The following is a 22,534-nucleotide window of genomic DNA, read 5'->3' on the forward strand; positions in this document are numbered from 1 at the left end:
GGAACTTACTTGGATAAAAGCAAGTGTTGCGACTAAAGAATATTTTTCAGATCAGCAAAGTTTTCAATTGTAGCTACCTGATCCTCATTAACTTTCCCAAATCCATAAGCCGCAAAAATAAACGGAACACCAGCTTTCTTAGCTGCTTCGTAATCGCCCGCGGTATCACCAACATAAACCGGCGCCTTTAAATGATAATCATTCACTACATCAACAATGTTTTGCCATTTAGGCTGGCCTTTGGTACCATAACATTGGTGACCGGCGAAAATACCATCCACACCGTCCATTTTTAAGAACGTTTCAATATATCCGCTCTGGCAGTTGCTTACAATGTATAATTTATAACGGGTTCCTAACTCACGAAGGGTGCTTATCAGTTCAGGATAAAAATGTCCGCCCTTTTCGTGCAATGTTTCCAACTCATGTTTAGCTGCCAGCTTTTTAAACTCGCTGCGTTGTTCTTCAGTAATATAAGGGAACAGCTTTTCAAAAATGGCATCATAGGCAAGACCTACTATTGACTCCACATGGGCTGTTGTAATGTCGCCTTTTATATAGTCGACCTTTTTTTTAGCAGTTTGCCAGGCTTCCGCAACGTTAGCTGTCGAGTCCCAAAGCGTACCATCGAGGTCAAAGATTATACTGTCGAATTTATTTTTCAGATCTTCCATAAAGCTGCAAAAGTAAGTTTAATATGATGCAGTTTATGGGCGCCATTTATTTTTATTACTTACCGGGACCAACAATTTAGGCACTTCAGGTATTTTAAAGCTATAACATTATATAATTATGCACCGCGGCGGTATCATTAAATTTTTTATCATTATTGCGTTCGTAAGCTTATTACTCGACTGGTATGTTTATTCAGGATTGAAAACGCTTGCGGGTGGCTGGCCGCAAAGGCTACGGCTGATCATGCTTATCGCCTACCTGGTAATTTCGGTAGGTGTAACTGTCGTATTTTTTGCAGGCATGAGTAGCTTTAGCAGCGCCCGTGGTATGACACCATTCCACGAGTGGATGCTTAGTATATTCCTTACCTTCCTGGTAACTAAACTTGTTTTTGCCATTGTACTGTCGCTTGGCGACTTGGGCCGATTCGTAGGTGGCATTACTACAAACGCCGGAAAAGATAAAAGCCAGGTATCACATCCATATTTCCCCGAACGTAGAAAATTCATCAGCGAGTTAGCAGTGCTGCTGGCGGCATTTCCTTTTCTTTCCTTTTTCTATGCCATGTTCAGGGGTAAGTATGATTACAAGGTGCATCGCCAAACACTATATTTTGAAGACCTTCCCGAGGCCTTTGACGGGTTTACCATAACGCAGCTATCAGACATCCATTCGGGTAGTTTTGATAATATCAAAGCAGTACAGCGCGGCATTGATCTGGCTAATACCCAAAAGTCTGACCTGTTTGTTTTTACCGGCGACCTGGTAAATAATGCTGCATGGGAAATTGAACCATATCTTAATACTTTCAATCAGCTTAAAGCACCTTATGGTCAGTTTTCCATTCTGGGTAACCACGACTATGGAGATTATATTCAATGGGACAGCGAAGCGGAAAAACACGCCAATCTTGAAAAATTAAAGGCACATCACAAAACGCTGGGTTACCGTTTAATGCTCGACGAAAATACGACACTTGAAAAGAACGGCCAGAAGATAAGCCTGATAGGCGTACAAAACTGGGGACGTGGGTTCATTCAGATTGGTGATTTAAATAAAGCACTTGACGGAGTGGATCCACAATCATTTAAGATACTCTTATCGCATGACCCTACCCATTGGGAAGAAAAGGTAAGATATGATAAGACAAAAATTCACCTGACACTTTCGGGACATACCCACGGTGCACAGTTCGGGGTAGAAACCGCAGGATTGAGATGGAGCCCTGTTCAATATCGTTACCTTGACTGGGCCGGATTGGCATCGCACAATGACAGATATCTATATGTAAACAGAGGCTTTGGCTTTTTAGCTTTCTCTGGTAGATTGGGTATTTGGCCAGAAATTACCGTAATAACCCTGAAAAAGAAAAGAACAGCTTAACCAGCTTGCTGCTGCTGTTCTTCATCTAAGTTTAAGGAACGACGAAGGTCTTTCATCTCCATTTCATAGGCACGCATACGTGCGTGTAAAATATCGACCTCGGTGCGCAGCATTTGTATTTCTGTGATCAGTTTGGCCGATTCAGGCTTGTTGATCTTTTTTTCACCAGTACCTAATATTAACCATTCGGGCGAGTATTTCAATTGAAAACATAATTTACGGATGAGGTAATAGCTCATCTCCTGTTTACGGTTTACAATTTTGCTGATAAAGCCCTGATCAACGCCAATGGCATTAGCTAAAGCAAGCTGACCGCCGTTTTCTTTAACGATAACGTTCATTCGCTTTACTATTGCATCATCACTATTCATATTTCAAAAAGGTAACAGTTCGGCAATTATATAATATTTTATGGTATTCAAATAATTTTAGTGATTGTAAAATCGGATGTAAATAGTTGAATGAATGATAAATTGTTCTTTTATGAAAATTATTAAATTAATACAAAATATGTAACTTTATAAAATAATAATATTTAACAAGCCTTTGAAAATTTTAGTCATTGAGGATAATCACGATATTATGCACATCGTGAATTTTATATTACAGGATAAAGGTTATGATGTAGTTTCATGCAAAGATGGTTCTGCAATAAATCACTTAGATACAATTAAGCCTGATTTGATTTTGATTGATGAATTACTGCCAACAATGAAAGGCAGCCAGGCATGTAGTATTTTAAAAGCAGACCCGACATTTAAACAAATACCTGTCATACTTACTTCTGCCGCTACCAACCTAAAAGAAATAGCTAATGATTGCAGCGCAGACGCATATATTGAAAAACCTTTTGATATACAGGCTGTGACAGATCTGGTTGAAAACCTGTTGAACAGAAAAATCAATGATTAAGCTTTTTAATAAGCTCGTCCAGTTTTTTATTATAAACGCTAAGGCTAAATTCTTTTTTTCGGAAACCCTCTTTCAATTTGCTCAGGTCCTCCCCTATTCCTTTCATCCTGGCTTCTCGCCTGGTATCTTGCAGATCGCCATTTGTACCAACAACAATCTGTCGCATGGCATGCTGAATCGACCTAACCTTATTTTCTACAGTTTTCTCCAGATAAAGCTCGGGTACATCAACATTGCCTTCCATAAACTTATGGGCATTCCTTCTTTTAAAAAATGCAATAAAAATCAGCAACAAGCCTATACCGGCAACAATAGCCCAAGGATAACTATGATTCATAATTAGGTTAGTAAAAGGTTTTATTTGGTCAAACAAACATAATTACGAGATTAACCAATCCGAAGTTTTTTAATTACTAATTACTAACATTCGCTTAATGGTTGTGCTTTTTATGAATATCCTTTACAAGACATAACTTTTTGATATCAGACTTCTTAATTACAAAAGGAGCATATTTAAGCCTGTTACCAATCATTTCAGAAGTATTATCAGAATGAGCAATAACCTCATCATCATTATCACTGGCCAAAAGCCGCTTATACATACGGTAATCCCCCCACTCAATATAATAAACCTCGCCTGGTAAAATTTTCCTGTCATGAATTTCTTTAAGGGCAACCCAGCAGCCATTTTCCAGATAAGGATACATGGAATGACCCCAAACCGGTAAGGCAAAATCACAATCCTCAATACCCGGAAAATTCATACGGCCAACAGGCTGCTGATCATTTAAATCATTATAAACCTCCACACCCGAAGCCGTAGCAGTAACCTCATACATCGGGATGCCGTTGGCTCGCTTATATTCAACAGTATCTTCACTTACCATATAAACCTTTTCTACACGGCGCTCACCACTCAAGAAATCCTTGTAATAATCTTTAAACACTTTGAACTTTTCAGGATCAATATTTTGCCTGTTCTTGATTATTTCTGTAATAGAACTTGGAGAATTAAAGCCCAAAATCTCTGCAAGCTCAGCGTTACCATTAAAAGCTTTGCCTTTAAGCTGATTATACAAAATAATAAATTCAAGCGTTTCTGGCCTTATCGTCTTGATTTTAGTGGTTTTAAGATCACTCATAATAAAAAATTATTATTTCTGTATTTTCTATTTGCGAATTACAGAATTTTCTTTATTTTTGCTCTGTAATTATTCAACTAAATTACAAAATAAAATTCATAAAGTTTAAATAAAATACAGATTATTATGAAAATAGCCTATTCCGTATTTAGAAAAAGCAATAAAGAGACATCAGTAAAAGACACTATTCATCACAACGAATACCAATTAAAATTAACAGCACACCATAAAACATGCCAGCGGTACAAACATGAAATTGAAGCCATACAGAAATGGCTGCCCGGCTGGACACCATCCTTACCTACTTACTACTAACCAATTAAAACAATGAACAGTATTATTAAAATGTCGCAAAAATTGCGGACTGAGCTCTGGTGGCTAATTGTTTCCGTGGACTTTAACTATAGCCGCATCTGTATAGCAGACCATGAACTGGCAGAAAATATGCTAACCATCTGGCTCGAAGACAAGCACGACTACAAAAACACATTAGAAGAATGCCTGCAGATTAACATTCCCATTAAGCAATTTGCTAAGCTGATACGCACGGAAGAGCTAAACAGCTACCCAAGCACACAAATGCATCAAAGCAAAAAGTTTCTTTATAAAACACGTACGATAATTAATGATGCTATTAACTGGTATTTGTATGATGCCACCCTGGCCGAACAACAATTAGCCAGAGAAACAACTTTGAAACACATGCTAACCAACCTGGTTGAATCAGAAATTTTTGCATACAAATATGCCAATTAGCATTATAATCATAAATGAATAAAAAAAGATTTTTTCACTCAGATAAAACGCTGCAAGAATGCATCAACGCATACTTTGAGTACATTAAGGGAAGCTACCGTACCGAACTTATACCCTCGAAGAAAAACCCTGAAGAGCTAATCGAAAACATAGTTTGGAATCGCGAAGCAGAACCTGCCACATTAAGCGGATTAGCCTTTTTCCTGGGATTTGAAAGCAGACAAGAATTTGACAAATACGAACAGGGAGGCAAGTTTGCTAAAACCTTAAAACGCGGCAGGCTTAGAATAGAAGCCGAGTACGAGAAGAAGCTACATTACACCTCTTCTACAGGCGCCATATTCGCATTAAAGTCCTTGGGCTGGAATGAAAGGGAAACAATGCTACCCATTTTAAATGGCAACCTTAAAATTGAAATTGTAGACAACGGCATCCCACTGGCCTCTTCAGAAACAGAAATTGAAACCTAACCATGTTTAAAACATCAGCCTTATTCCGCGAAAACTATCACTCCCCTGCTCACATCATTGTTAACCAGGGCGGATCAAGTTCGGGCAAAACATATGCTATCATGCAGGTACTGTTTTGCATAGCCTGCGAACAGGAAAAACAGATAATAACAGTAGTTGGCCAAGATATACCGAACATAAAAGCAGGTGTATTAAGAGATGCGCTAAATATTTATCACCAGTCAACCGAGTTACAGCAGCATATTAAAAACTATAACAAAACCGACCGCATTTTTGAGTTTTACAATGGCAGCATCATCGAATTTAAAAGTTATGGTAATGCACAGGATGCAAAATCAGGTAAAAGGCAATACCTTTTTGTTAATGAGGCCAATGGCATCAGTTGGGATATTTATACAGAGCTGTCGCTACGCACATCTAAAAAAATCTTTGTCGATTACAACCCCAACAGTTCGTTTTGGATACACGAATATCTGATTGGCCAGCAAGGGGTACAGCAAATTATATCAGACCATAGGCACAATCCTTTTATTGACGAGGTGATGCACCATAAGATTGAACGCTTGAAATTGATTGATCTCGACCTGTGGAAAGTTTATGCCCGCGGATTAACAGGAAAATTAACCGGACTGGTTTTTACCAACTGGCAGCCTTGCGATAGTATACCCGCCGATGCAAAAAAGATTGCCTACGGCCTTGACTTCGGCTTTACAAATGATGAAACTGGCTGCATTGAGCTTTACATGCAAAACGGCGAGCTATGGCTTAACGAGTTGATTTATGAAACAGGGTTAACCAACCAGGATATTTCGGCAAAGCTGAAACAACTGAATGTGAGCACCACTACCGAAATTATTGCAGATAGTGCCGAACCTAAATCAATTGAAGAGCTGCGCCGCCTGGGCTGGCGGATGGTGCCGGCAATTAAAGGCCCCGACAGTATTAAAAACTCAATTGATATTCTTAAGCGATACAAGTTAAACATTACGCAAAGCAGCATCAATTTACGCAAAGAGCTGATGCACTACCAGTGGAAAACGGACAATAATGGCAAGGCTTTAAATGAGCCTATTGATGCCTGGAACCACTTAATAGATCCGCTGAGGTACATCGCACTGCTAAAGCTACGTATCAACAATATTAAAAAGCCAAAATCATTTTTGCCCTGGCAGCAACAAAATCAATGGCATAACGATGCCTCAAAACTTTTATAAATCATGATTCAGAAAACAGTAAAAACAACAACCGGTAAAATAAGCATCACCTTACCGGACACCATAAGCGAAGTAACGCTTGCACAAATCATGGCGATGCAGGAAACCGAAGGACTAACAGATCTTGGTGCCATTCATATCCTATCAGGTGTGCCTTTAAATCAATTACACAATGTTAAAAGCATGTCCGACCTTCAGGTTTTCACGCCGCATGTTATCGCATTATCTAAACAGATTAAAGAACTGTATAACAGCAACAGCATCCCCAAACATGTCATATTTAATTATGATGGGAAAACAAAAAAGATCAACGTCATCACCAATCTTTCCATAGAGCCTGCCGGTGCATTTTGGGCAGCGAGAGATGTAATTACCGATGAGATAAACGATCACATAAAAAAGCATGGCGAAGAAGACTGGAAAGACAATTTCAATCCCTCGCTTTACTCTTGTGCTTTACTGCTGGCACATTATTTTTATTGCCCGGTAACCGGTAACTGGTATAATGAGCATGATGCCGAACAGTTTATAGATACTGTTAAGCAATTGCCATTCATAGATGCCCTGCCTGTAGCCAAATGTTTTTTTTTGAGCTATCCAAACTTATCGAAACCGAGAATAAACTTCTGGGAACGCCTGCAACTGCTTTGGAAGAAAAGGCTGGAATTAAAAGCTTTCAGAAGTTTGGATATGTTAATACAGTTAACTCCTTAGCAGGTGGAGATGTTACCAAATGGCCCAAAGTAATTAACACTCCTTACAACCTCATTTTCACCAAGCTACTGCTCAACCAGGCAGAAGCAGCTTATCAAAAGCGCTACACAGATCTTATGCAGTCGCAGCATTAACCCACCAATAAAATATGGCAATCCGTAACCAAATTGAGGCTGTTGTGCAAACGCTCAACAACCACCCTTCCTTTATCTATGGCTCGGCAAATGAGCTTAATCTACTTGCCGATGACAGCACCTTTCCATGTGTATTCATGTATCCGCTTCAACCTATAACTATTGAGGCTAAAGCAAACGGATCGGTCGATAACACATTCACAGTTTACCTGGAATTTTTGTACCAAACTGATTTTGACCAGTACACATCCGACAATGAAACTTACATACATCAGGCCCTGCAAATGGCCAATGAGTTTATTGTAAAGGCATCTACCTACCGCCAGGGCGAGGGCAAATACTTCAAGATTAAAGCCGGAGAAAAAGCCAAATGTATGCCTGTTTATAACAAATATGATGTGAATACCACAGGTGTAAGCCTCACCATCACACTTGCTACCATGTATTTTCAAAACTATTAAACCAAACTTATGGGCCTAATACCTAAATTAGATTATCAATACTACCCGGCAAACCCTGATCCGGCAAATTACACCACCTCTGCCAGGGTATACCTCAAGCTGACCGATGAGAACAATCAGCCGGTAAATGGCAACAACGTTATCGTTACAGTAAAAATCACTTACTATAGCGGCACATCCTATACACAGGATATCTCAATGCCTGGGTCAACTCAATTAATTTACGATGGCGAGCTAACCAGAAGCGTTAATGGTATAATGATCGAGTCGCTTACATTTCAGATCGTATCATTAAGTGAACCTACAACTCCGCTGCCTTCCGTCAATGATGCACATATTGATTCGGTAACTACCAACAAAAAAGAATCTGCGCCATTTGCTTACGATGCGATTGTGACCATCAATGCATTTTCAAGTTACCAGCCTATTGAATATGCAATTGACAATCTGCCTTATCAACCGTACCCGACATTTTCAGGATTAACAGCCGGATTACACACCGCAAAAATCACAGATGCTAACGGCAATACAGCTACGCTGGCTTTTGAATTAAAAACTACGGCCAGCTTGCTGGTCAGCGACCCATCAGTTGATTTGGGCGGCGGCAATACTTCCAAGTGGAGTGCAGCATTTAATCCGATCATTTTTACTTATCAACGTAAAGATTTTGAGGTTACCAGCATTACGCCAAGTAACGATATCAACAATCCCGGCACCGTAATTAGTGTAAACGGCGATTTATTTAAGGTTGCGAAAGATGATATTGTTTATGTAAATGTCGGAGATTACAAAGGCAGTTATACAGTAAAGGCTTTACCCAATTCCAACTCGGTTATCATAGACACACCTTTTACAAACAGCAATTTCACTAACGGATTTTTGAACAGCGATGTGATGCGCAGCTATTATAATATTGCTACTACGGTAACCTACCAGGATAAATTAAGCAACCAAACCAAAACAATCAAATCAACTAACCGGCCTGATGCTACAGGACTGGTAAAAGCCGATCTGTCAAGCTTTTTGCAAAGCCTGTTAGTGACTAAAGATAACAGCGACTATACAACTGTAAACTTTAGGGACAGTAACCTAAGCGCAAGTTACCAGGTATCATACAGTGAAAACTGGTCGCAACCCAATGCTGACGGAACGCCCGATACCATTTATAGCTCTACACCTGTAACTATTTCAACACCATTTTATGTTACCTATACCGCAAAGCAGTTAGGCAGCAAATATGGTGGCAACATGGCGACATACGTTCCATTCAAAAATGTCATTAACCCGGACCAGCGCGCTAAATGGATAACTGACTTTAACGAACCTGCTTACAGCAACGGCTACCCTTTTGATATTGGCTTTATTTACAGCGAAGACATGCTTGGCTTAAATCTTTATTATGAATTAATAATGCTTGACGCTAATCGTAAACCTTTTGCAAATAACACCATAACCAGTTATTTATTAAATGAAGACGGCTCCTATCTTTTAAACCACGATAGCAGCAAACTCATCATTAAACAGAATAGCATTGGCAGCCCTTCGCCGCTTACACCTAACCAACTTGGATTAAACCGTTTGCTCATTGATACCGACTTTCCGACTGAAGCCTACTATTTCACATTAACACTAAAATACACTGACGGGCAACAACACGCCCATGCCGTTACACAAACACAAACCGTCAGAATTGATGATGTCGTAGATGATAATTCCGTATACCTGCGCTGGATTGGCTTAACCGGTAGCTGGAACTACTATCGCTTTGTTTACAACCAGGAAGTTTCGCTTGATGTGCAGAATGCCGTGATCATTAAAAATTACGTGACCGACTGGGCAAACCAGGAAGGCATTGAAGAAGTGATCAGCAAAAGCGCCGGCGAGAAAATGAAAGTAATGGCCGAAGATCTTTCAGTCAATGACATCCGCGGCTTGCAGTCCATCAAGTATTCGCCGAAAGTACAAATGCTGGTTAATCGCAACCCGATAAAATGGCAAACTGTGGTAATTAACTCCGCAACTTTTAGCGAGTATGAAACACGATACGGTCAGTATGCCTTCAGCGTAACATTCAACAAGCCATCAATCAATATCCAAACACAATAGCATGAACGATATTCAATTGTATATTAACGATCAGCTTGTTGATCTGTCAGACGATAGCCCTATTGCACTTACATTCCAGATCAATGACCTGGCCGAAGTGAAAAATCAGCAGGGCAACACATCTAATCAATTTAAGCTTCCTCTAACACAGCGTAACCGTGCTATCCTGGGCTTTCCGGATGATGTAGCTTTTTGCAATGAATTACCTTATACCCAATACCGGGCCAGGCTGGTTCAGGATGGGCTGGAGCTGATGCCTTATGCCAAAGCCGAATTAAACAGCATTGAACAGGACATCGCAAACATTACCTTAATTTCTGGCAATGTAGATTTCTTTGATGCCATTGAAGGTAAACTTTATGACTTGGGCGACAGCACAACCACTTACGGAATTAAGAAACCTTTTGCACCTTATGACCATGAGTGGACATTGGATAATGTAGTTGCATCGCAACAGAAAACTGACGGATGGATTTGGCCGGTAGTTGATTATGGTAAGATTGAAAGCGACCCATCAAAAAGCATAGATGTACGTTATATGCGCCCTGGATTCTTTCTAAAAACAGCTATTGACATTATCGTAACTAATGCCGGTTTTAAAGCTAAAGGTTCTTTGCTCGACGATCCTATTTATAACAAACTGATTGTTCAGTTTGCCAATGATAATTTTGAACATAGTACCGACTGGCAAAATCAACCCGACTTAAATTCAGTTTCGGCACAGACTACAGCAGACCAGCATTGCAATACAGGTGGCGACAGAGATGGGACGGTTGTATTTCAAAAATTAATCAGCGGCTCTACCAATGTTTTTCAGAACAACACCTTTATAGCACCGGAAGATATGCTGATCAATATTAGCTTCCATTACGGGATAAAATTACGCGGCACAAGTAAAGGAGACATTGGAGCGAAAGTACAGATCAGAACTAACCCAAATGGACAAATTGTTTATGGAATCACAAACGATCATACAGGTGAAAAATCAAACGATTTTACAACGTTTGATAAGCAAAGCCTATCAACCGATTTGCAAGTACAAAAAGGCCAGCAAGTAATTATCGCTTATGTTTTACACTCCCAACAAACAGAAGCCTACATCTTAAGCGGCTCTACACTTACCATAACCAACAACCAGAAACAAGTGCTTTACAAGCAGAAGGTACAGTGTGAGCGCATATTCCCCGACATTAGCCAGAAGGATTTACTGAAAGATACATTACAGCGTTTCGGTATTATCTGCCAGACAGATAACACCACAAAAACTATAAATTTTGCATCGATAAGGGATATTGTAAAAAACATACCTAAGGCAAACGATTGGACTGCCAAATGCCTGGATCAAGGTAAAACCGTAAATTTTAAATTAGGCAATTATGCGCAAGTAAATAATCTGAAGTATAAGCAAGACGACAATGTGTTGCCAAATGGTTTTGCCGACAGTAAGATCAATATAAGCGATACTACGTTACCCGCATCTGTAGACCTGTTCGAAAGCCAGTTTGCACCTTCTTTAAATAAACCGTGGGCAAACGGGACTATTGCGGTGATCAACAAGATAGATCAAAGTGAGGCAGCAAATACAGATTTCAGCATAACTACTCAGCCACGGATACTGATCCACGATACGATAACTGCCAAAAGCATCACCTTTACCGATGGAACCAATACAAGGGTTTTAAATAATGACACGGTGTGTGTCCCCTATTTTGACAAACCAAATGGCACTTACAGCCTAAAGTTTGAGAGCTTACGCTTAAGATACTATCCAGAATTGGAACGCATCCTGAAAAACACAAAAAAAGTTGCCCGCTATTTTTTATTAACGCCGCGTGATATTTTAGAATTGGATTTACTGATACCAGTTTACCTACAGCAAGACAGCACCTACTATTACATCAACAAGATAGATAGCTGGCGTAAAGGGCAACCTACCAAGGTAGAGTTAGTGAAATTAGGCTAAACTTGAGACACTTATGTTTAAAGTGTCTCAAGTTTGAAAAGACTAAAAGTCAGCAGCTTTGGCATTTACGTATTTATCAAGGCTGGCAAATACATTATTAACTTCAGTATCTATAGCAATCATGCGTTGTACTGCGGCTTGTTTTTTCGATTTGTTATAACCTTTAACTTCACCTTTTGCAATAGCAAGATCTTGTTCTTCAGGCACATTAACAAGATACTTTTCTGAAAAAGCATCAACTTTAACATCCAGCATGGTATGTCTAATATTAGAAATAATGGCACGGTACTTACCATCCTTTGTATCTACAGTAATGGTGTAATCAACTTTGTAAACAATCGTCATACCGAAAGTACCCTTTTCTGAAATTTTAAAAGAGCCGTTACCACTAAAATGCCCAAGGTCTAACTGCTGGTTAAGTATTTTGTTATCCTCACCTTTAAAACTGTACATGTACCAATCAAATACCTTAGAATAAATATCCGTTTTGGATTTATCCTTTGCCTCTGAAATTTTCTGATAAACAACACTTCCATCCTGCAATGGTGGAATAAACGATGGCTGCTCATCTTGAGCAAAACATTTAAAACCGATTAATAAAAAGCCAATAAGTAAAATTTTCTTCATGATGATAATATCTAGATTTTTCGCACCGAAAATAAAACATTTAATCAAATCAACAACACAAAATGCTAAAAATATTAACAAAACTTTTTTTAAGTAAATATGAATAATAACAATGATCAAATACGCGAAACGCAGGAGCTGGCAGAAAAGCTAAAGAAAAGCCTGGATGATCTTGCCAAACAAATTGAAGACCTCGAAAAAAAGGAAGAAGAACTTGCAGAAAGCATTAAAAGCAGTTCAGACGAGTTTAAAAACAACAGTAAATCTATTGAAAGCAATATTGAAGCTATAAAGAAACTCAATAATCAGATTGCTGAAACATCTAAAGTAGTATCTGATAGCTCACGTTCTCTATCTCAAAACAAAGATTTGATGAGCGGTTTACTAGCTAAATACAATGACCTAACTAAAACGCATGCCAATAATTCACGATCTGTAAGAGATTTAAAATTACAAATTGTGAATCTTGCTACCACTATCGATAGCCAAGAGAGGGCTTTGAAAAAGAGCGGCGACGCTTTTGATTTTCATAAGAATGCAATTGACGCTTTAAAAACAACGTTAGATGACCTAAAAAAATCTTCAGGTGATTTTGCACCAGCATTAGAGGATGTAGCCAAGGGGTTCAACTTTATGAAAGACGGGTTAGAGTTTGTTAAAACCGGCTTTACTGATGTTGGCAGCGCAATGAGAGCAAGTGGTTTTGGCTTATTGGTATTAATACTGCAATCTATTGTTGAATACCTAACCAAAACTCCTGAAGGAATGAAGATTTTTACAGGAGCCCTAAATCTTATAAGTGCCGCTGTAGAAGCAGTAAAAAAAGTAATCCTAACAGTCGAACAAGCGATTGGACGTGCTTTTTTCCATCCTTTAGACACGGCAAAAAAAGTATGGTCCTCTTTTACTTCATTTTTGTCTGATAAGTTTTCAATTTTTACAACTATTGGAAATGATATAGTTGATGCATTAAGCCACCCTGCTGAAACTATAAAAAAAATCTGGAATCTTGTAATCGAAAACCTTACAAACCGCTTCAAAGGCTTAGGAGTTATAATTGATGGATTACTTCACCTAAATTTTAAAAAGGTAACAGATGGTTTTATACAGGTAAATACCGGCATTACAAACGCCACGGATAAAACAGCAAAAGCTTTTGGAAAACTTAAGCAAGATGTTAACCAAATATTTACAGATGTAAAAAATGGTGCCAAGAAAGTAGCATCCACCATTTCTGATATTTATAACAGGCCAGCACAAAAACCACAGGAAACTGAAACCGGGGATAATGGCTCATCGCCAACTACACATAAAACAAATAAAGAAGCCCTGCATGAGCATGTACCACATAAAAAAATTAAATCTAAATCAAATGCTACGGAAAATGAACGCGGGGAGGATTTAGCTGCGGCCACTGGCATAAGTTTAGCTGATTCACCTGATTTCAAACAGCAAACAAAAAACGAACAGGAACAAACCCGCATTGCTGTTCAAAATGCGCAGATAAGGGAGATTGATCTTCAAAAGGTAAAAAGAGATGCTCAGCAAAAACAAGCCCAACTTGATAAAGAGCGCATGGAGGCTGAAGCTGCTAACCAGAAAAAATACCTGGATGGGGTAACAAATATCTCTTCCAAACTGATGGGCATCTTCGGTAAAAACACCATTGCGGCCAAAGCTGCTTTTAAAGCGCATCAGGCTGCAGCAGCGGCGCAGGTAATTGTTGATACACGTACTGCCATTATGGGTATATGGAAAGCTAACTCCGGGTTTCCTTTAATTGGTACAGCTAAGGCCATTGCCGAAACGGCCATTGTTGCTGCAACCGGCGCATCCAACCTGGCGCAGATCATGAAACAAAAGCCGGGCTTTGCGGCGGGTGGTCAGTATGTATCCGACGGTCGCGGTGCTATTCTATCCGGCTATAGCCGCAGTGACAATACAAATGCCTATCTACGCTCGGGCGAGGCGGTTGTAGTATCAGAAGCAATGCGCAATCCCTGGGCGCGTAACCTGGTAAGCGCCGTAAATGTTGCTTTTGGTGGCCGCGATTTCTCAGTCACTAACCCGGGCCGCGGTTATGCTATCGGCGGCATTTTCACGGACGGCGGTAATACTAACCGTTACTATAATCAACCCATGAACGATGCCAAAGACCTGGCGAACACGCTTGCCTACCAGATGATCAATAACTTCCCTCCCATTTATGTTGATGTAAAAGACATCAACAATCAACAAAACATCCTTGCGCAAACGGTGAACAGGGTAAACTTGTAGAGACGAGATACGAAAGTCAAGAAATAAGACAAACAACACTCGCTATCTACAACTCTTTCCATTCACTAACTCACTAATTCAAAATTCAGTACTAAATATTTATGGATATCAACTTAGCAAACGCCCTGTTTGAGGACGGCGTATTTTCTGAACTTTACAAATCGGGCTTTATTACCGAAAAAGTCTTCGCCTATCGTGAAATTTATTTATGGGTGAATACACAAATGCAAACCCGCGGATTAACTAAAAATAAAGCTGTTTTAGAAGCTGAAGTAAAATTCAATAAAGACGAACGCACCATTTGGCGCGCTTTAAACTGCTTTAAAGAAGTAGAACAAGATTTAACCGCATCAGCAGAAATTGATGATTTTGAGGAATAAACTATGTTATTTGGCATATTTTGCATAAAAAATACTGACAATCCAACGCCACCAGATATTTGAAATTATAACTGGATCTTTGTTTCATCAGTTGCAGGTATAAGTCCTTCAATAACATAGCCTGACAATCCGGCGCCACCAAAAAATTCAATACCTAAACCGATCTTTGTTTCATTCACTTAAAAGCCATTCGTGCTTTAACGATCCTTCCGGATCACAATCAGCGTTTAATATGACCCAAACTTTTAAAATTTATCTGTATGATACAGAAACCGACTGCATAGGCTCGGGTACCCTATCATCTGCGTACGTGCAAACGCAATTGCAGCAAGCCGCAGGTGCCGATGTGGATGTACACATCAGCTCGGTTGGCGGTAGCGCTTTCGATGCCATTGCCATTTATGACCTGCTTAAAAAATATCCGGGCAATGTAACCACCTATGTAGATGCCTTGGCAGCATCGGCAGCATCAGTAGTTGCCATGGCCGGCAACCAGGTAGTGATGAGTAAATATGCGTTGCTTATGATCCACAAGCCGATGGTTGGTTCCGGCGGCAATGCCGACGAATTGCTTAAAGATGTGCAGATGCTTAACGCTGTACAATCGCGCCTGGCACAGATCTACACCGACAAAACCAACCTGGATGACATTACTATTAATAGCCTCATCAACTCGGTAACCTGGATGACGGCAGACCAGGCGCTTGACCTTCACTTTATTGACCGTATAGACGATTATACACCTGCAATAACCAACACTACCATCATCAAACAATACACCAGCAACGCCCCGGCAGTTTATCAACGCTGTATCAATAAAATCTTAATCAAAAATCAAAAGCAAACAATGAACATTCAAAACAAAGACCTTATCGACAAAACCTCCACTGTTTTAGATAAGCTGATGAACTTCTTTAAAAAAGTGATTAACAAACAAACCATTACAGACAAGGGCGCACTGCATCACAGTGGCGAGTTAGACGCTGACACGGAAGTTTACGAAGATGAGGACATGGAAATGCCTGCCCCAGATGACACTTACACTACTGCCGATGGTAAACAACTGACCGTTAAAAGCGGCAAAGTACAAAAGGTGTCGCCATGTGATCCGGATGCTGAAGATGATGACGATGATATCCCAACTGATAAATTAAAATCTTTCAAAGCGAAAGAAGTTAAAAACCAGGTTGCTGCTATCAAAGCTAAACTGTACGCACAAAACGCATTACTGGCAGAAGCACGTACCGCTTTAGAAACAGCCAATGCCCGCCTTAAGCAAACCCGCGACGAGGTAAAAAACGAGATCAAATCAACCTTTACACCCGAAGGTTCACGCAGAAGTAACAAAGGAAAAGCTGAACATGAACCATTCTTCGCTCCGCAGACCACACTTGCCCAAAACGCTGTAAAAAAAGCAGTTAAAGACAGCAAATAGAGTGTTAGTATCAGGTTACCAGTATCAAGTCGCAAGATACACAGCATACCATATCCTGATTTAAACCAGCCTAACCTTATCACCAACAATAAATTCTTATCAATAAATAACATCAATACCGGGTCTTGATACATGATACCCGCTACTTGATACCCTTTAAAAAATGGCTCAATTTACTTTTACCAATAACACCTATGCCGGCGAAGCGCTGGCCGGATTTATGGCCAGCACATTGCTTGAGGCCGATTCAGTAAAACGCGGTTTATTAACCGTTATAAATGACGTTAAGTCACGCAAGGTTATCCTTGATGTTGATGACGACGTAAAATTGCAAGACCCATCGGGCATGTTCCTCGACCAGGGCACTACTGCGCTACAAACAGAAAGTTACCTGGACCCTGTGGTATATGAATTTATGAAACAGGAACAATGGGATAAACTTGTACAATCATGGGAAGCACAAAGCCTTGCTCCCGGCGCTTTCGGCGACTATGAAGGCATTGTTGACCTTTCAGACTTTATGGTTCAACGCTATTTAACCAAAATTCAAATCGCTAACGAGCGTTTGTATTGGCTAGGCAAATCATCTACTAAAGAAGCTGCTTTCACAGCTGACTTTACAGGTTTTCTTCCATCAATTGCTGCTGCAAGCGGCGTTTATAAAGTTGGCTTGGGCAAACCGGCAACATCAATGGCAGCAACTGCAATAAGTGCAGCGGGTGTAGTAACTGTATCAAGTACCGCATCTCTGGCTGATGGAGATGTTGTTACCATTACAAATATTACCGGCAGTATTAAAGACACCACAAACGGCGGATCAGGAATTGATGTAACAGGCCAGTCTTACTTTATACAGGTTGTAAGTGCAACAACATTTAAACTGGTGCGCAATTACAATGAGATCAACACCCGTAAACCTGCAACTTTCAGCGGCAGCGCAACTACAGCTACAGTTAGCTACATTAATGCAAGCAACGTTTTGCAGGTACTTAGCAGCGTGTATTCACAGTTAGATCCGGCTGATCGTATCCAGGACGACTTTAACCTGCAAATACCTTTACATGTGGGTTACGCTTATGCACAGGCGCAGGCAGATAAGGCAACCAACGTATTAAACGCTTTTGCCGATAAAAAGAAAATGGATTACCTGGGTGTGCCGCTGCAACTGATGAACCACTGGCAGGCAAATACTATACTTGGTGCACGAAGTTCTAACCTGTTCTTAGGCGTAGACTTATTAGGCAATGCTTCGGAGCTATCAACCGTTTACATGAAACCATACACCAATGATAATGTGGTACGCATGAAAGCTCGCATGAAGGCTGCCGTTAACTTCAAATTCGCTAACGAATTATTTTACCTGTCGGCTTAATATAAACTCACTTATTCACCATTCACTAATTAATAAAATGTCTATATATAATAAAATAAGCGCAGGCTTTGCCATGGGAACCGCAGAACCTGTTACCGCAGGTATCGAAGATGTGATCTACATTTTTAACCAGGACGAGATCGCGCTAACCTTTGATACTACCAACCCTATGATTGTAAGCGGACTTACCGCTGTAAGCACTGCTAAAGTTTACAAATTTGAAGGTACTAATAACAGTTTCAACACCGTTTCAAAATTGGTTAAAACATCTGTTGGCCCTCGCTACACCGAAGAAATCGATTTTAATATTGCCGGTCTTTCAGTAGAAGTAAAATCACAGTTACATGCCATGGGTTTTGGCCGTGTTTGCGCAGTAGTTATCAATAATTATAAGTCGAGCAATTCAGCTGTAGAATTATTCGGCGCAGTAAATGGTTTGATCCTTACCGATGCTGAACGTAACGCAGCCGACGAAACGGTTGAAGGCGGCTACAAACTTAAATTAACTAACCCTGATAAAATCCGCGAACCTTATCCACCACGTGCGGTATCTATAGCACCGCAAAGCGGCACTGCAACATACGCCAGTACGTTAGCTGCTTTAGAAGCCTTAACTGTGTAATTGGGGTAAGCCCACCAACAACTTATGGGCATAAAAAAACAATACATCCTAAAGCCCGGTAAGCATCAGTTTATACCCGGCTCCCCAGCCATTCATCACAACGGCAACTTAACCGACCAGGAAGCAGAATGGTATCTGCAAAGATTTCCGCATATCAAAAACCTGTTTAAGAAGCTTCCGACACGAAAGCAAATCACCGTGTGACTTTATGCCACAGTATGCAGCAATGCTGTATGCTGTGGCTCTTTTCAACATTAATCAGTTATAAATGAAAACATACTTGCCGCAAATTGAGCGACGAATAACCGTTAGGCCTAATCAAACCTACGGCATATTAAATTATGATATTGATAATGCTTACCCGCAGCGTATGCTTGAACTGGTTGCGGCCTCACCTACTGCAAAAGATTGCTGGAACAAAAGAGCGCGTTTTATTGCCGGCCGGGGTTTTGAGGTAAGTGACTTAGGCAAAGAGTTAGTTAATGACCAGGGGCTAAGTCTTGCAAAATTATTAAAGGCAGTTGCTACAGACAAAGCCTTATTTACCGGCTTTGGGATACATATTAACTATAATGCCAATTTTAAAATCGCGTCTTTAAACTATGTAAAGTTTGAAGATATCAGGCTGGGTGATACAGACAGTCCAGAAACAGCAGGCAAATATGCGATATATAATGACTGGGGCCGCAAGACCTGGAAAAATATCATGCGCTCTAAAATTACTTTTTTAGCTAAGTATAATCCCGATCCGGAAGTAATTATTGAGCAGGTTGTTGCAGCTGGTGGCTGGGATAATTACAAGGGCCAGCTTTACTACCTGAATCCAGAAGTTGATGATTATCCGCTTATTGAAGCCGATAGCGTTTGGGAAGACTTTGAGACAGAAGCAGGAATAAAAACTTTTAATAACCGCGAAGTAACTACCGGCTTTTTACCATCTACCATGTTATTTATGCAATCGCGGCGTGAAGATGCAGATAATGCATCTCCTTTTGCTAATGACGATTTCCCTTCTGTAAACATGCCAACGCAGTTAGAACGCGACCTGGGTGTATTTCAGGGAGCTAAGAGTGCTCAAAAAATTCTGGTAATAGAATATGAGGATGAAAGTGCAAAGCCGGAGGTTAAACCTTATCCCATTCAAAACAACGACAAACTCTTCGAGACCACCGAACGCTCTGTAGAATCACGTATTATAAAGGGATTTTCTGTTCCGAAAGAACTTGTCAATGCGGAAAAATCTACCGGCCTGAGTAACGGAGGTGAAAAAAAGCAAGCTATACGTGAGTTCAACGATAATACATCGCCAGAACGCATTGAGCTAAGTGAAACCTTTGCCGAGATCCTTACAAATTTCTATCGCCCCATCAATCCGTCGGGCAACTGGAACATTATACCCATTCCTGCCGAAGTAGCAGACGATAGCATAGGAATTATTGCAGGCGATAAATTAAATCAGCTGCTTTTATCTGAGTTACCAGCCGAAAACAAAAAGGCCATTCTTATCTACGCCTATGGCTTTAAGAAAGAAGAAGCAGAAGCAATGGTAGTTACCAATAAACCCTTAAAATCACGATGAGCCAGGCATATTTAATCAATTTAACAACGATCAAACAGTTTGAAGACCTGTCTGCAAATATTAAACCTGAACGAATTTTGGGCTTTATCAAAAAAGCACAGGAACTGGATCTAAAGCCCTTGCTTGGGCGTGTATTTTACAACAGCATTATCACACAACTTAATGCGGAAGGAAACGTCAAAGACGATGCTTCTGAAAGCATCATCAATCTGATAAACGGTTGCAATTATACAGATAAGCACCAGCATCAAATCAACTACGAAGGTATCATACCTACTTTGGTCTATTTCACCTTGGCACGATTTATAGAAGGAGATGCTGTAAGGTATTCGGCTTCAGGACCGGTCTTAAAAAACCATGAATCGTCGCAAGCGCTTTCATGGGCTGATACTGTAAAAATTGCACAACAATACCGAAGTATAGCTAATGCACATGCCAACGAGGTTGAAAAATACTTGTGGGATAACCAAAGTCTATACCCCTTATGGCAGTTTGATGCCCGTAATAAAAACTCACGCCAACCAGGAGCGCGAATATCTACAATAGACAAAACCAGGCTGAACTTCCCACTCGAAAACACTGACCCTTTAATTACTTATAATCAATGGCTATAGACAAAAAGATAACCGACCTTACCGCCGTAAGCGAAGTTTACGGAAATGATGTAAGTATAATAGCCCGTAACGGCACCGATTATCAATATAACTTTGCCAACTTGCTGCAATACATTCAGCAAAACTCGGTCAATGGCGCTACCATTTCCTTTGGCACAAATCTCCCGCAAAATAATATTGGAAAAAACGGCGACCTCTTCCTTAACACTGCTGCCAATAACTTCGCTCAGAAAGTAAATGGGTCCTGGATAATACAGTATCAAATTAACACAGGCGGATCTGGCAACTCGGTTCTGTATAACTTAGGTGCCCCGCAAGCTAACTTAGGTACTGAAAATGACACCTACATTAATACAGCAAACGGCATTTTTTATAAAAAAATAAATGGTAGCTGGAACCAGGTCTTTTCGATGCAAACAGGACCATCTGGCCCACCCGGGCCTAAAGGAGATACCGGTGCAAATGGCATTGATGGCAATAGTTTGCTAAATGGCGAGGGCGACCCGTCAAACATCACTTTAGGAAAGGATGGAGATTTTTATCTCAATACTGTTTCCTGGAAAATATTTGGCCCTAAAAAAGGTGGCAACTGGGGCAATGGCGTGTTGCTTGATATTGATACATCAGCGTTTGCAACGGTATCAGACCTTCAGACTAAAGTTGACAAAGTACTTGGCAAACAACTGACAGATGTTAACTTTTCTGCAGAGGATAAGATCAAGCTCGACAAACTAATTGACAGGTATAAGGGAAAATACTTATCTCTTGCGTCCTTACAGCAAACAGTTACAGATGCCTCTGCCGGTGATTATGCTATTGTTACAGGTAATCCCGACGATCAGGAATATATCTGGGATAGCGACAATCATACATGGGTGCTTACCCAGGACGTTCCTGCATCAACGTTTGGACAGCTTGGCGGCAGCCCAACAGACAACATTGCACTTAGTTCACTCATCACTAATATCAATACCGGCATAAATAATAACACAACAGATATTAGCCTTGTGAAAGCTGCGCTGGTAATTCATCCTGTTTATAAAATACCGGCAGCTGTATTAAGTTCACCTCAGGCCGGTAACAAATACGAGGTTGGTTCACAAGTGAGCGTAACTTTAGACCTTTCTTATCAGCAAAACGACGGCGGACCTGCATCAGGTTTCGCTATCAATAAGAATAGCAGTAATGCAGCCAATCAAAACAGCTTCTCGGAAAGTATTATTATGGGAATATCTCCCATATCTTATCAGGGAGTTATTGCTTATAATACAGGACCTGTAAAGGCAAATAACTTTGGTGATACAGACCCTACAGGACAAATACAATCGGGAAATATATCTTCAAATACAATAAGCTTTCAGGGATATTATGCTATGCGTTATGGCTCAGTAACAACTGCAATAAACACGAGCGATAGTATACGTAGTCTACAAGGACAACTTACGATTACTGGCAACACTTTTACAATAAATACAGGCAGCACCAACAAAATATTCCAGTTCTGGATACCTAGTACCAAAACACTCATTAGCGTAATTGACCAGGACGCGCTGAATGCAAATATCACTTCAAGCTACGCTGTATCAGACTTGCAGGTGAATGATGCCGGACAAAATCCAGTACCAGGCAAGCTTTATACCATGACGAACGCGATCCCATATTCAAGCAATCACAGGCATTTAATAACAGTAAACTAAT

At 40.3% G+C, this 22,534-nt stretch carries 24 protein-coding genes; 19 read left to right on the top strand and 5 right to left on the bottom strand.

Going from position 1 to position 22,534, the window contains the following annotated elements; translation table 11 throughout:
* Positions 1–32: 32 nt before the first annotated feature.
* Positions 33–674 carry an HAD family hydrolase gene (locus PQ461_RS17045; RefSeq protein ID WP_274206742.1) on the bottom strand — a complete coding sequence of 214 codons (642 nt, stop codon included), beginning with the start codon at positions 672–674 and terminating at the stop codon, positions 33–35.
* 118 nt (positions 675–792) lie between these two features.
* Between PQ461_RS17045 and PQ461_RS17050 the strand changes: the two genes are divergently transcribed.
* Entirely contained in the window at positions 793–2,058 is a 1,266-nt protein-coding gene (locus tag PQ461_RS17050) for a metallophosphoesterase (RefSeq protein ID WP_274206743.1), read from the top strand.
* Here the strand turns inward: PQ461_RS17050 and PQ461_RS17055 are convergent.
* A complete protein-coding gene (locus tag PQ461_RS17055) occupies positions 2,055–2,429 on the bottom strand; it encodes a helix-turn-helix domain-containing protein (protein ID WP_274206744.1) in 375 nt (124 codons plus the stop codon). The two genes, PQ461_RS17050 and PQ461_RS17055, sit on opposite strands and share 4 nt — an antisense overlap.
* A 175-nt stretch (positions 2,430–2,604) precedes the next feature.
* On the opposite strand from PQ461_RS17055, the gene PQ461_RS17060 reads away from it, so the two are divergent.
* Complete coding sequence (locus tag PQ461_RS17060; RefSeq protein WP_274206745.1) at positions 2,605–2,970, top strand: response regulator; 366 nt, start codon at positions 2,605–2,607, stop codon at positions 2,968–2,970.
* Here PQ461_RS17060 and PQ461_RS17065 read toward each other — a convergent pair.
* Positions 2,960–3,307, bottom strand: a complete 348-nt coding sequence (locus tag PQ461_RS17065; RefSeq protein ID WP_274206746.1) for a hypothetical protein — start codon at positions 3,305–3,307, stop codon at positions 2,960–2,962. The genes PQ461_RS17060 and PQ461_RS17065 overlap by 11 nt on opposite strands.
* 94 nt (positions 3,308–3,401) lie before the next feature.
* Positions 3,402–4,112, bottom strand: a complete 711-nt coding sequence (locus PQ461_RS17070) for a S24 family peptidase (protein ID WP_274206747.1) — start codon at positions 4,110–4,112, stop codon at positions 3,402–3,404.
* 126 nt (positions 4,113–4,238) lie between these two features.
* Between PQ461_RS17070 and PQ461_RS17075 the strand changes: the two genes are divergently transcribed.
* From PQ461_RS17075 to PQ461_RS17110, 8 genes are all read left to right on the top strand, one after another.
* The gene (locus PQ461_RS17075) at positions 4,239–4,427 is read left to right on the top strand and encodes a hypothetical protein (protein ID WP_274206748.1); all 189 of its coding nucleotides are present in this window, start codon (positions 4,239–4,241) and stop codon (positions 4,425–4,427) included.
* A 12-nt stretch (positions 4,428–4,439) separates the two neighbouring features.
* Positions 4,440–4,868 (top strand): hypothetical protein, encoded by a 429-nt coding sequence (locus tag PQ461_RS17080; protein WP_274206749.1) that lies wholly within the window; start codon positions 4,440–4,442, stop codon positions 4,866–4,868.
* Positions 4,869–4,882: 14 nt separating this feature from the next.
* Positions 4,883–5,338, top strand: coding sequence for a terminase small subunit (locus PQ461_RS17085; RefSeq protein ID WP_274206750.1), 456 nt, complete (start codon positions 4,883–4,885; stop codon positions 5,336–5,338).
* 2 nt (positions 5,339–5,340) lie between these two features.
* Positions 5,341–6,552 carry a PBSX family phage terminase large subunit gene (locus PQ461_RS17090; RefSeq protein WP_274206751.1) on the top strand — a complete coding sequence of 404 codons (1,212 nt, stop codon included), beginning with the start codon at positions 5,341–5,343 and terminating at the stop codon, positions 6,550–6,552.
* A gap of 3 nt (positions 6,553–6,555) precedes the next feature.
* Positions 6,556–7,266, top strand: coding sequence for a hypothetical protein (locus PQ461_RS17095; protein ID WP_274206752.1), 711 nt, complete (start codon positions 6,556–6,558; stop codon positions 7,264–7,266).
* 148 nt (positions 7,267–7,414) lie between these two features.
* The gene (locus tag PQ461_RS17100) at positions 7,415–7,861 is read left to right on the top strand and encodes a hypothetical protein (protein WP_274206753.1); all 447 of its coding nucleotides are present in this window, start codon (positions 7,415–7,417) and stop codon (positions 7,859–7,861) included.
* 9 nt (positions 7,862–7,870) lie between these two features.
* Positions 7,871–9,967: a hypothetical protein gene (locus PQ461_RS17105; RefSeq protein ID WP_274206754.1), complete on the top strand. Its 2,097-nt coding sequence runs from the start codon at positions 7,871–7,873 to the stop codon at positions 9,965–9,967.
* 1 nt (position 9,968) lies between these two features.
* On the top strand, positions 9,969–11,930 hold the full coding sequence (locus tag PQ461_RS17110; RefSeq protein ID WP_274206755.1) for a hypothetical protein: 1,962 nt from the start codon (positions 9,969–9,971) through the stop codon (positions 11,928–11,930).
* Positions 11,931–11,972: 42 nt separating this feature from the next.
* On the opposite strand, the gene PQ461_RS17115 is transcribed toward PQ461_RS17110, so the two are convergent.
* Complete coding sequence (locus PQ461_RS17115) at positions 11,973–12,557, bottom strand: DUF4468 domain-containing protein (RefSeq protein ID WP_274206756.1); 585 nt, start codon at positions 12,555–12,557, stop codon at positions 11,973–11,975.
* A 99-nt stretch (positions 12,558–12,656) separates the two neighbouring features.
* Here PQ461_RS17115 and PQ461_RS17120 point away from each other — a divergent pair, with 99 nt between their 5' ends.
* The 9 genes from PQ461_RS17120 (at position 12,657) to PQ461_RS17160 (ending at position 22,533) form a co-directional block, all read left to right on the top strand.
* Complete coding sequence (locus PQ461_RS17120; protein ID WP_274206757.1) at positions 12,657–14,834, top strand: phage tail family protein; 2,178 nt, start codon at positions 12,657–12,659, stop codon at positions 14,832–14,834.
* Positions 14,835–14,935: 101 nt separating this feature from the next.
* Positions 14,936–15,214: a hypothetical protein gene (locus PQ461_RS17125; RefSeq protein ID WP_274206758.1), complete on the top strand. Its 279-nt coding sequence runs from the start codon at positions 14,936–14,938 to the stop codon at positions 15,212–15,214.
* A 232-nt stretch (positions 15,215–15,446) separates the two neighbouring features.
* Positions 15,447–16,649, top strand: a complete 1,203-nt coding sequence (locus PQ461_RS17130; RefSeq protein WP_274206759.1) for a head maturation protease, ClpP-related — start codon at positions 15,447–15,449, stop codon at positions 16,647–16,649.
* Positions 16,650–16,812: 163 nt separating this feature from the next.
* Positions 16,813–18,021: a hypothetical protein gene (locus tag PQ461_RS17135; RefSeq protein ID WP_274206760.1), complete on the top strand. Its 1,209-nt coding sequence runs from the start codon at positions 16,813–16,815 to the stop codon at positions 18,019–18,021.
* 37 nt (positions 18,022–18,058) lie between these two features.
* Positions 18,059–18,643, top strand: a complete 585-nt coding sequence (locus PQ461_RS17140; protein WP_274206761.1) for a hypothetical protein — start codon at positions 18,059–18,061, stop codon at positions 18,641–18,643.
* Positions 18,644–18,667: 24 nt separating this feature from the next.
* Positions 18,668–18,847 (top strand): hypothetical protein, encoded by a 180-nt coding sequence (locus PQ461_RS17145; protein ID WP_274206762.1) that lies wholly within the window; start codon positions 18,668–18,670, stop codon positions 18,845–18,847.
* Between the two features lie 64 nt (positions 18,848–18,911).
* On the top strand, positions 18,912–20,222 hold the full coding sequence (locus PQ461_RS17150) for a hypothetical protein (protein WP_274206763.1): 1,311 nt from the start codon (positions 18,912–18,914) through the stop codon (positions 20,220–20,222).
* Complete coding sequence (locus tag PQ461_RS17155; RefSeq protein WP_274206764.1) at positions 20,219–20,836, top strand: DUF6712 family protein; 618 nt, start codon at positions 20,219–20,221, stop codon at positions 20,834–20,836. Before PQ461_RS17150 ends, PQ461_RS17155 begins: the two co-directional genes overlap by 4 nt.
* Positions 20,827–22,533, top strand: coding sequence for a hypothetical protein (locus PQ461_RS17160; RefSeq protein WP_274206765.1), 1,707 nt, complete (start codon positions 20,827–20,829; stop codon positions 22,531–22,533). The genes PQ461_RS17155 and PQ461_RS17160 overlap by 10 nt, the downstream gene beginning before the upstream one ends.
* Position 22,534: the final 1 nt, after the last annotated feature.

It is taken from the genome of Mucilaginibacter sp. KACC 22063, assembly GCF_028736115.1.
Classification (GTDB): domain Bacteria; phylum Bacteroidota; class Bacteroidia; order Sphingobacteriales; family Sphingobacteriaceae; genus Mucilaginibacter.

Coding starts and splice junctions, on each gene's coding strand:
- PQ461_RS17045 (WP_274206742.1), bottom strand. CDS start 674: ATGGAAGATCTGAAAAATAAATTCGACAGTATAATCTTTGACCTCGAT.
- PQ461_RS17050 (WP_274206743.1), top strand. CDS start 793: ATGCACCGCGGCGGTATCATTAAATTTTTTATCATTATTGCGTTCGTA.
- PQ461_RS17055 (WP_274206744.1), bottom strand. CDS start 2,429: ATGAATAGTGATGATGCAATAGTAAAGCGAATGAACGTTATCGTTAAA.
- PQ461_RS17065 (WP_274206746.1), bottom strand. CDS start 3,307: ATGAATCATAGTTATCCTTGGGCTATTGTTGCCGGTATAGGCTTGTTG.
- PQ461_RS17070 (WP_274206747.1), bottom strand. CDS start 4,112: ATGAGTGATCTTAAAACCACTAAAATCAAGACGATAAGGCCAGAAACG.
- PQ461_RS17075 (WP_274206748.1), top strand. CDS start 4,239: ATGAAAATAGCCTATTCCGTATTTAGAAAAAGCAATAAAGAGACATCA.
- PQ461_RS17080 (WP_274206749.1), top strand. CDS start 4,440: ATGAACAGTATTATTAAAATGTCGCAAAAATTGCGGACTGAGCTCTGG.
- PQ461_RS17085 (WP_274206750.1), top strand. CDS start 4,883: ATGAATAAAAAAAGATTTTTTCACTCAGATAAAACGCTGCAAGAATGC.
- PQ461_RS17090 (WP_274206751.1), top strand. CDS start 5,341: ATGTTTAAAACATCAGCCTTATTCCGCGAAAACTATCACTCCCCTGCT.
- PQ461_RS17095 (WP_274206752.1), top strand. CDS start 6,556: ATGATTCAGAAAACAGTAAAAACAACAACCGGTAAAATAAGCATCACC.
- PQ461_RS17100 (WP_274206753.1), top strand. CDS start 7,415: ATGGCAATCCGTAACCAAATTGAGGCTGTTGTGCAAACGCTCAACAAC.
- PQ461_RS17105 (WP_274206754.1), top strand. CDS start 7,871: ATGGGCCTAATACCTAAATTAGATTATCAATACTACCCGGCAAACCCT.
- PQ461_RS17110 (WP_274206755.1), top strand. CDS start 9,969: ATGAACGATATTCAATTGTATATTAACGATCAGCTTGTTGATCTGTCA.
- PQ461_RS17115 (WP_274206756.1), bottom strand. CDS start 12,557: ATGAAGAAAATTTTACTTATTGGCTTTTTATTAATCGGTTTTAAATGT.
- PQ461_RS17120 (WP_274206757.1), top strand. CDS start 12,657: ATGAATAATAACAATGATCAAATACGCGAAACGCAGGAGCTGGCAGAA.
- PQ461_RS17125 (WP_274206758.1), top strand. CDS start 14,936: ATGGATATCAACTTAGCAAACGCCCTGTTTGAGGACGGCGTATTTTCT.
- PQ461_RS17130 (WP_274206759.1), top strand. CDS start 15,447: ATGACCCAAACTTTTAAAATTTATCTGTATGATACAGAAACCGACTGC.
- PQ461_RS17135 (WP_274206760.1), top strand. CDS start 16,813: ATGGCTCAATTTACTTTTACCAATAACACCTATGCCGGCGAAGCGCTG.
- PQ461_RS17140 (WP_274206761.1), top strand. CDS start 18,059: ATGTCTATATATAATAAAATAAGCGCAGGCTTTGCCATGGGAACCGCA.
- PQ461_RS17145 (WP_274206762.1), top strand. CDS start 18,668: ATGGGCATAAAAAAACAATACATCCTAAAGCCCGGTAAGCATCAGTTT.
- PQ461_RS17150 (WP_274206763.1), top strand. CDS start 18,912: ATGAAAACATACTTGCCGCAAATTGAGCGACGAATAACCGTTAGGCCT.
- PQ461_RS17155 (WP_274206764.1), top strand. CDS start 20,219: ATGAGCCAGGCATATTTAATCAATTTAACAACGATCAAACAGTTTGAA.
- PQ461_RS17160 (WP_274206765.1), top strand. CDS start 20,827: ATGGCTATAGACAAAAAGATAACCGACCTTACCGCCGTAAGCGAAGTT.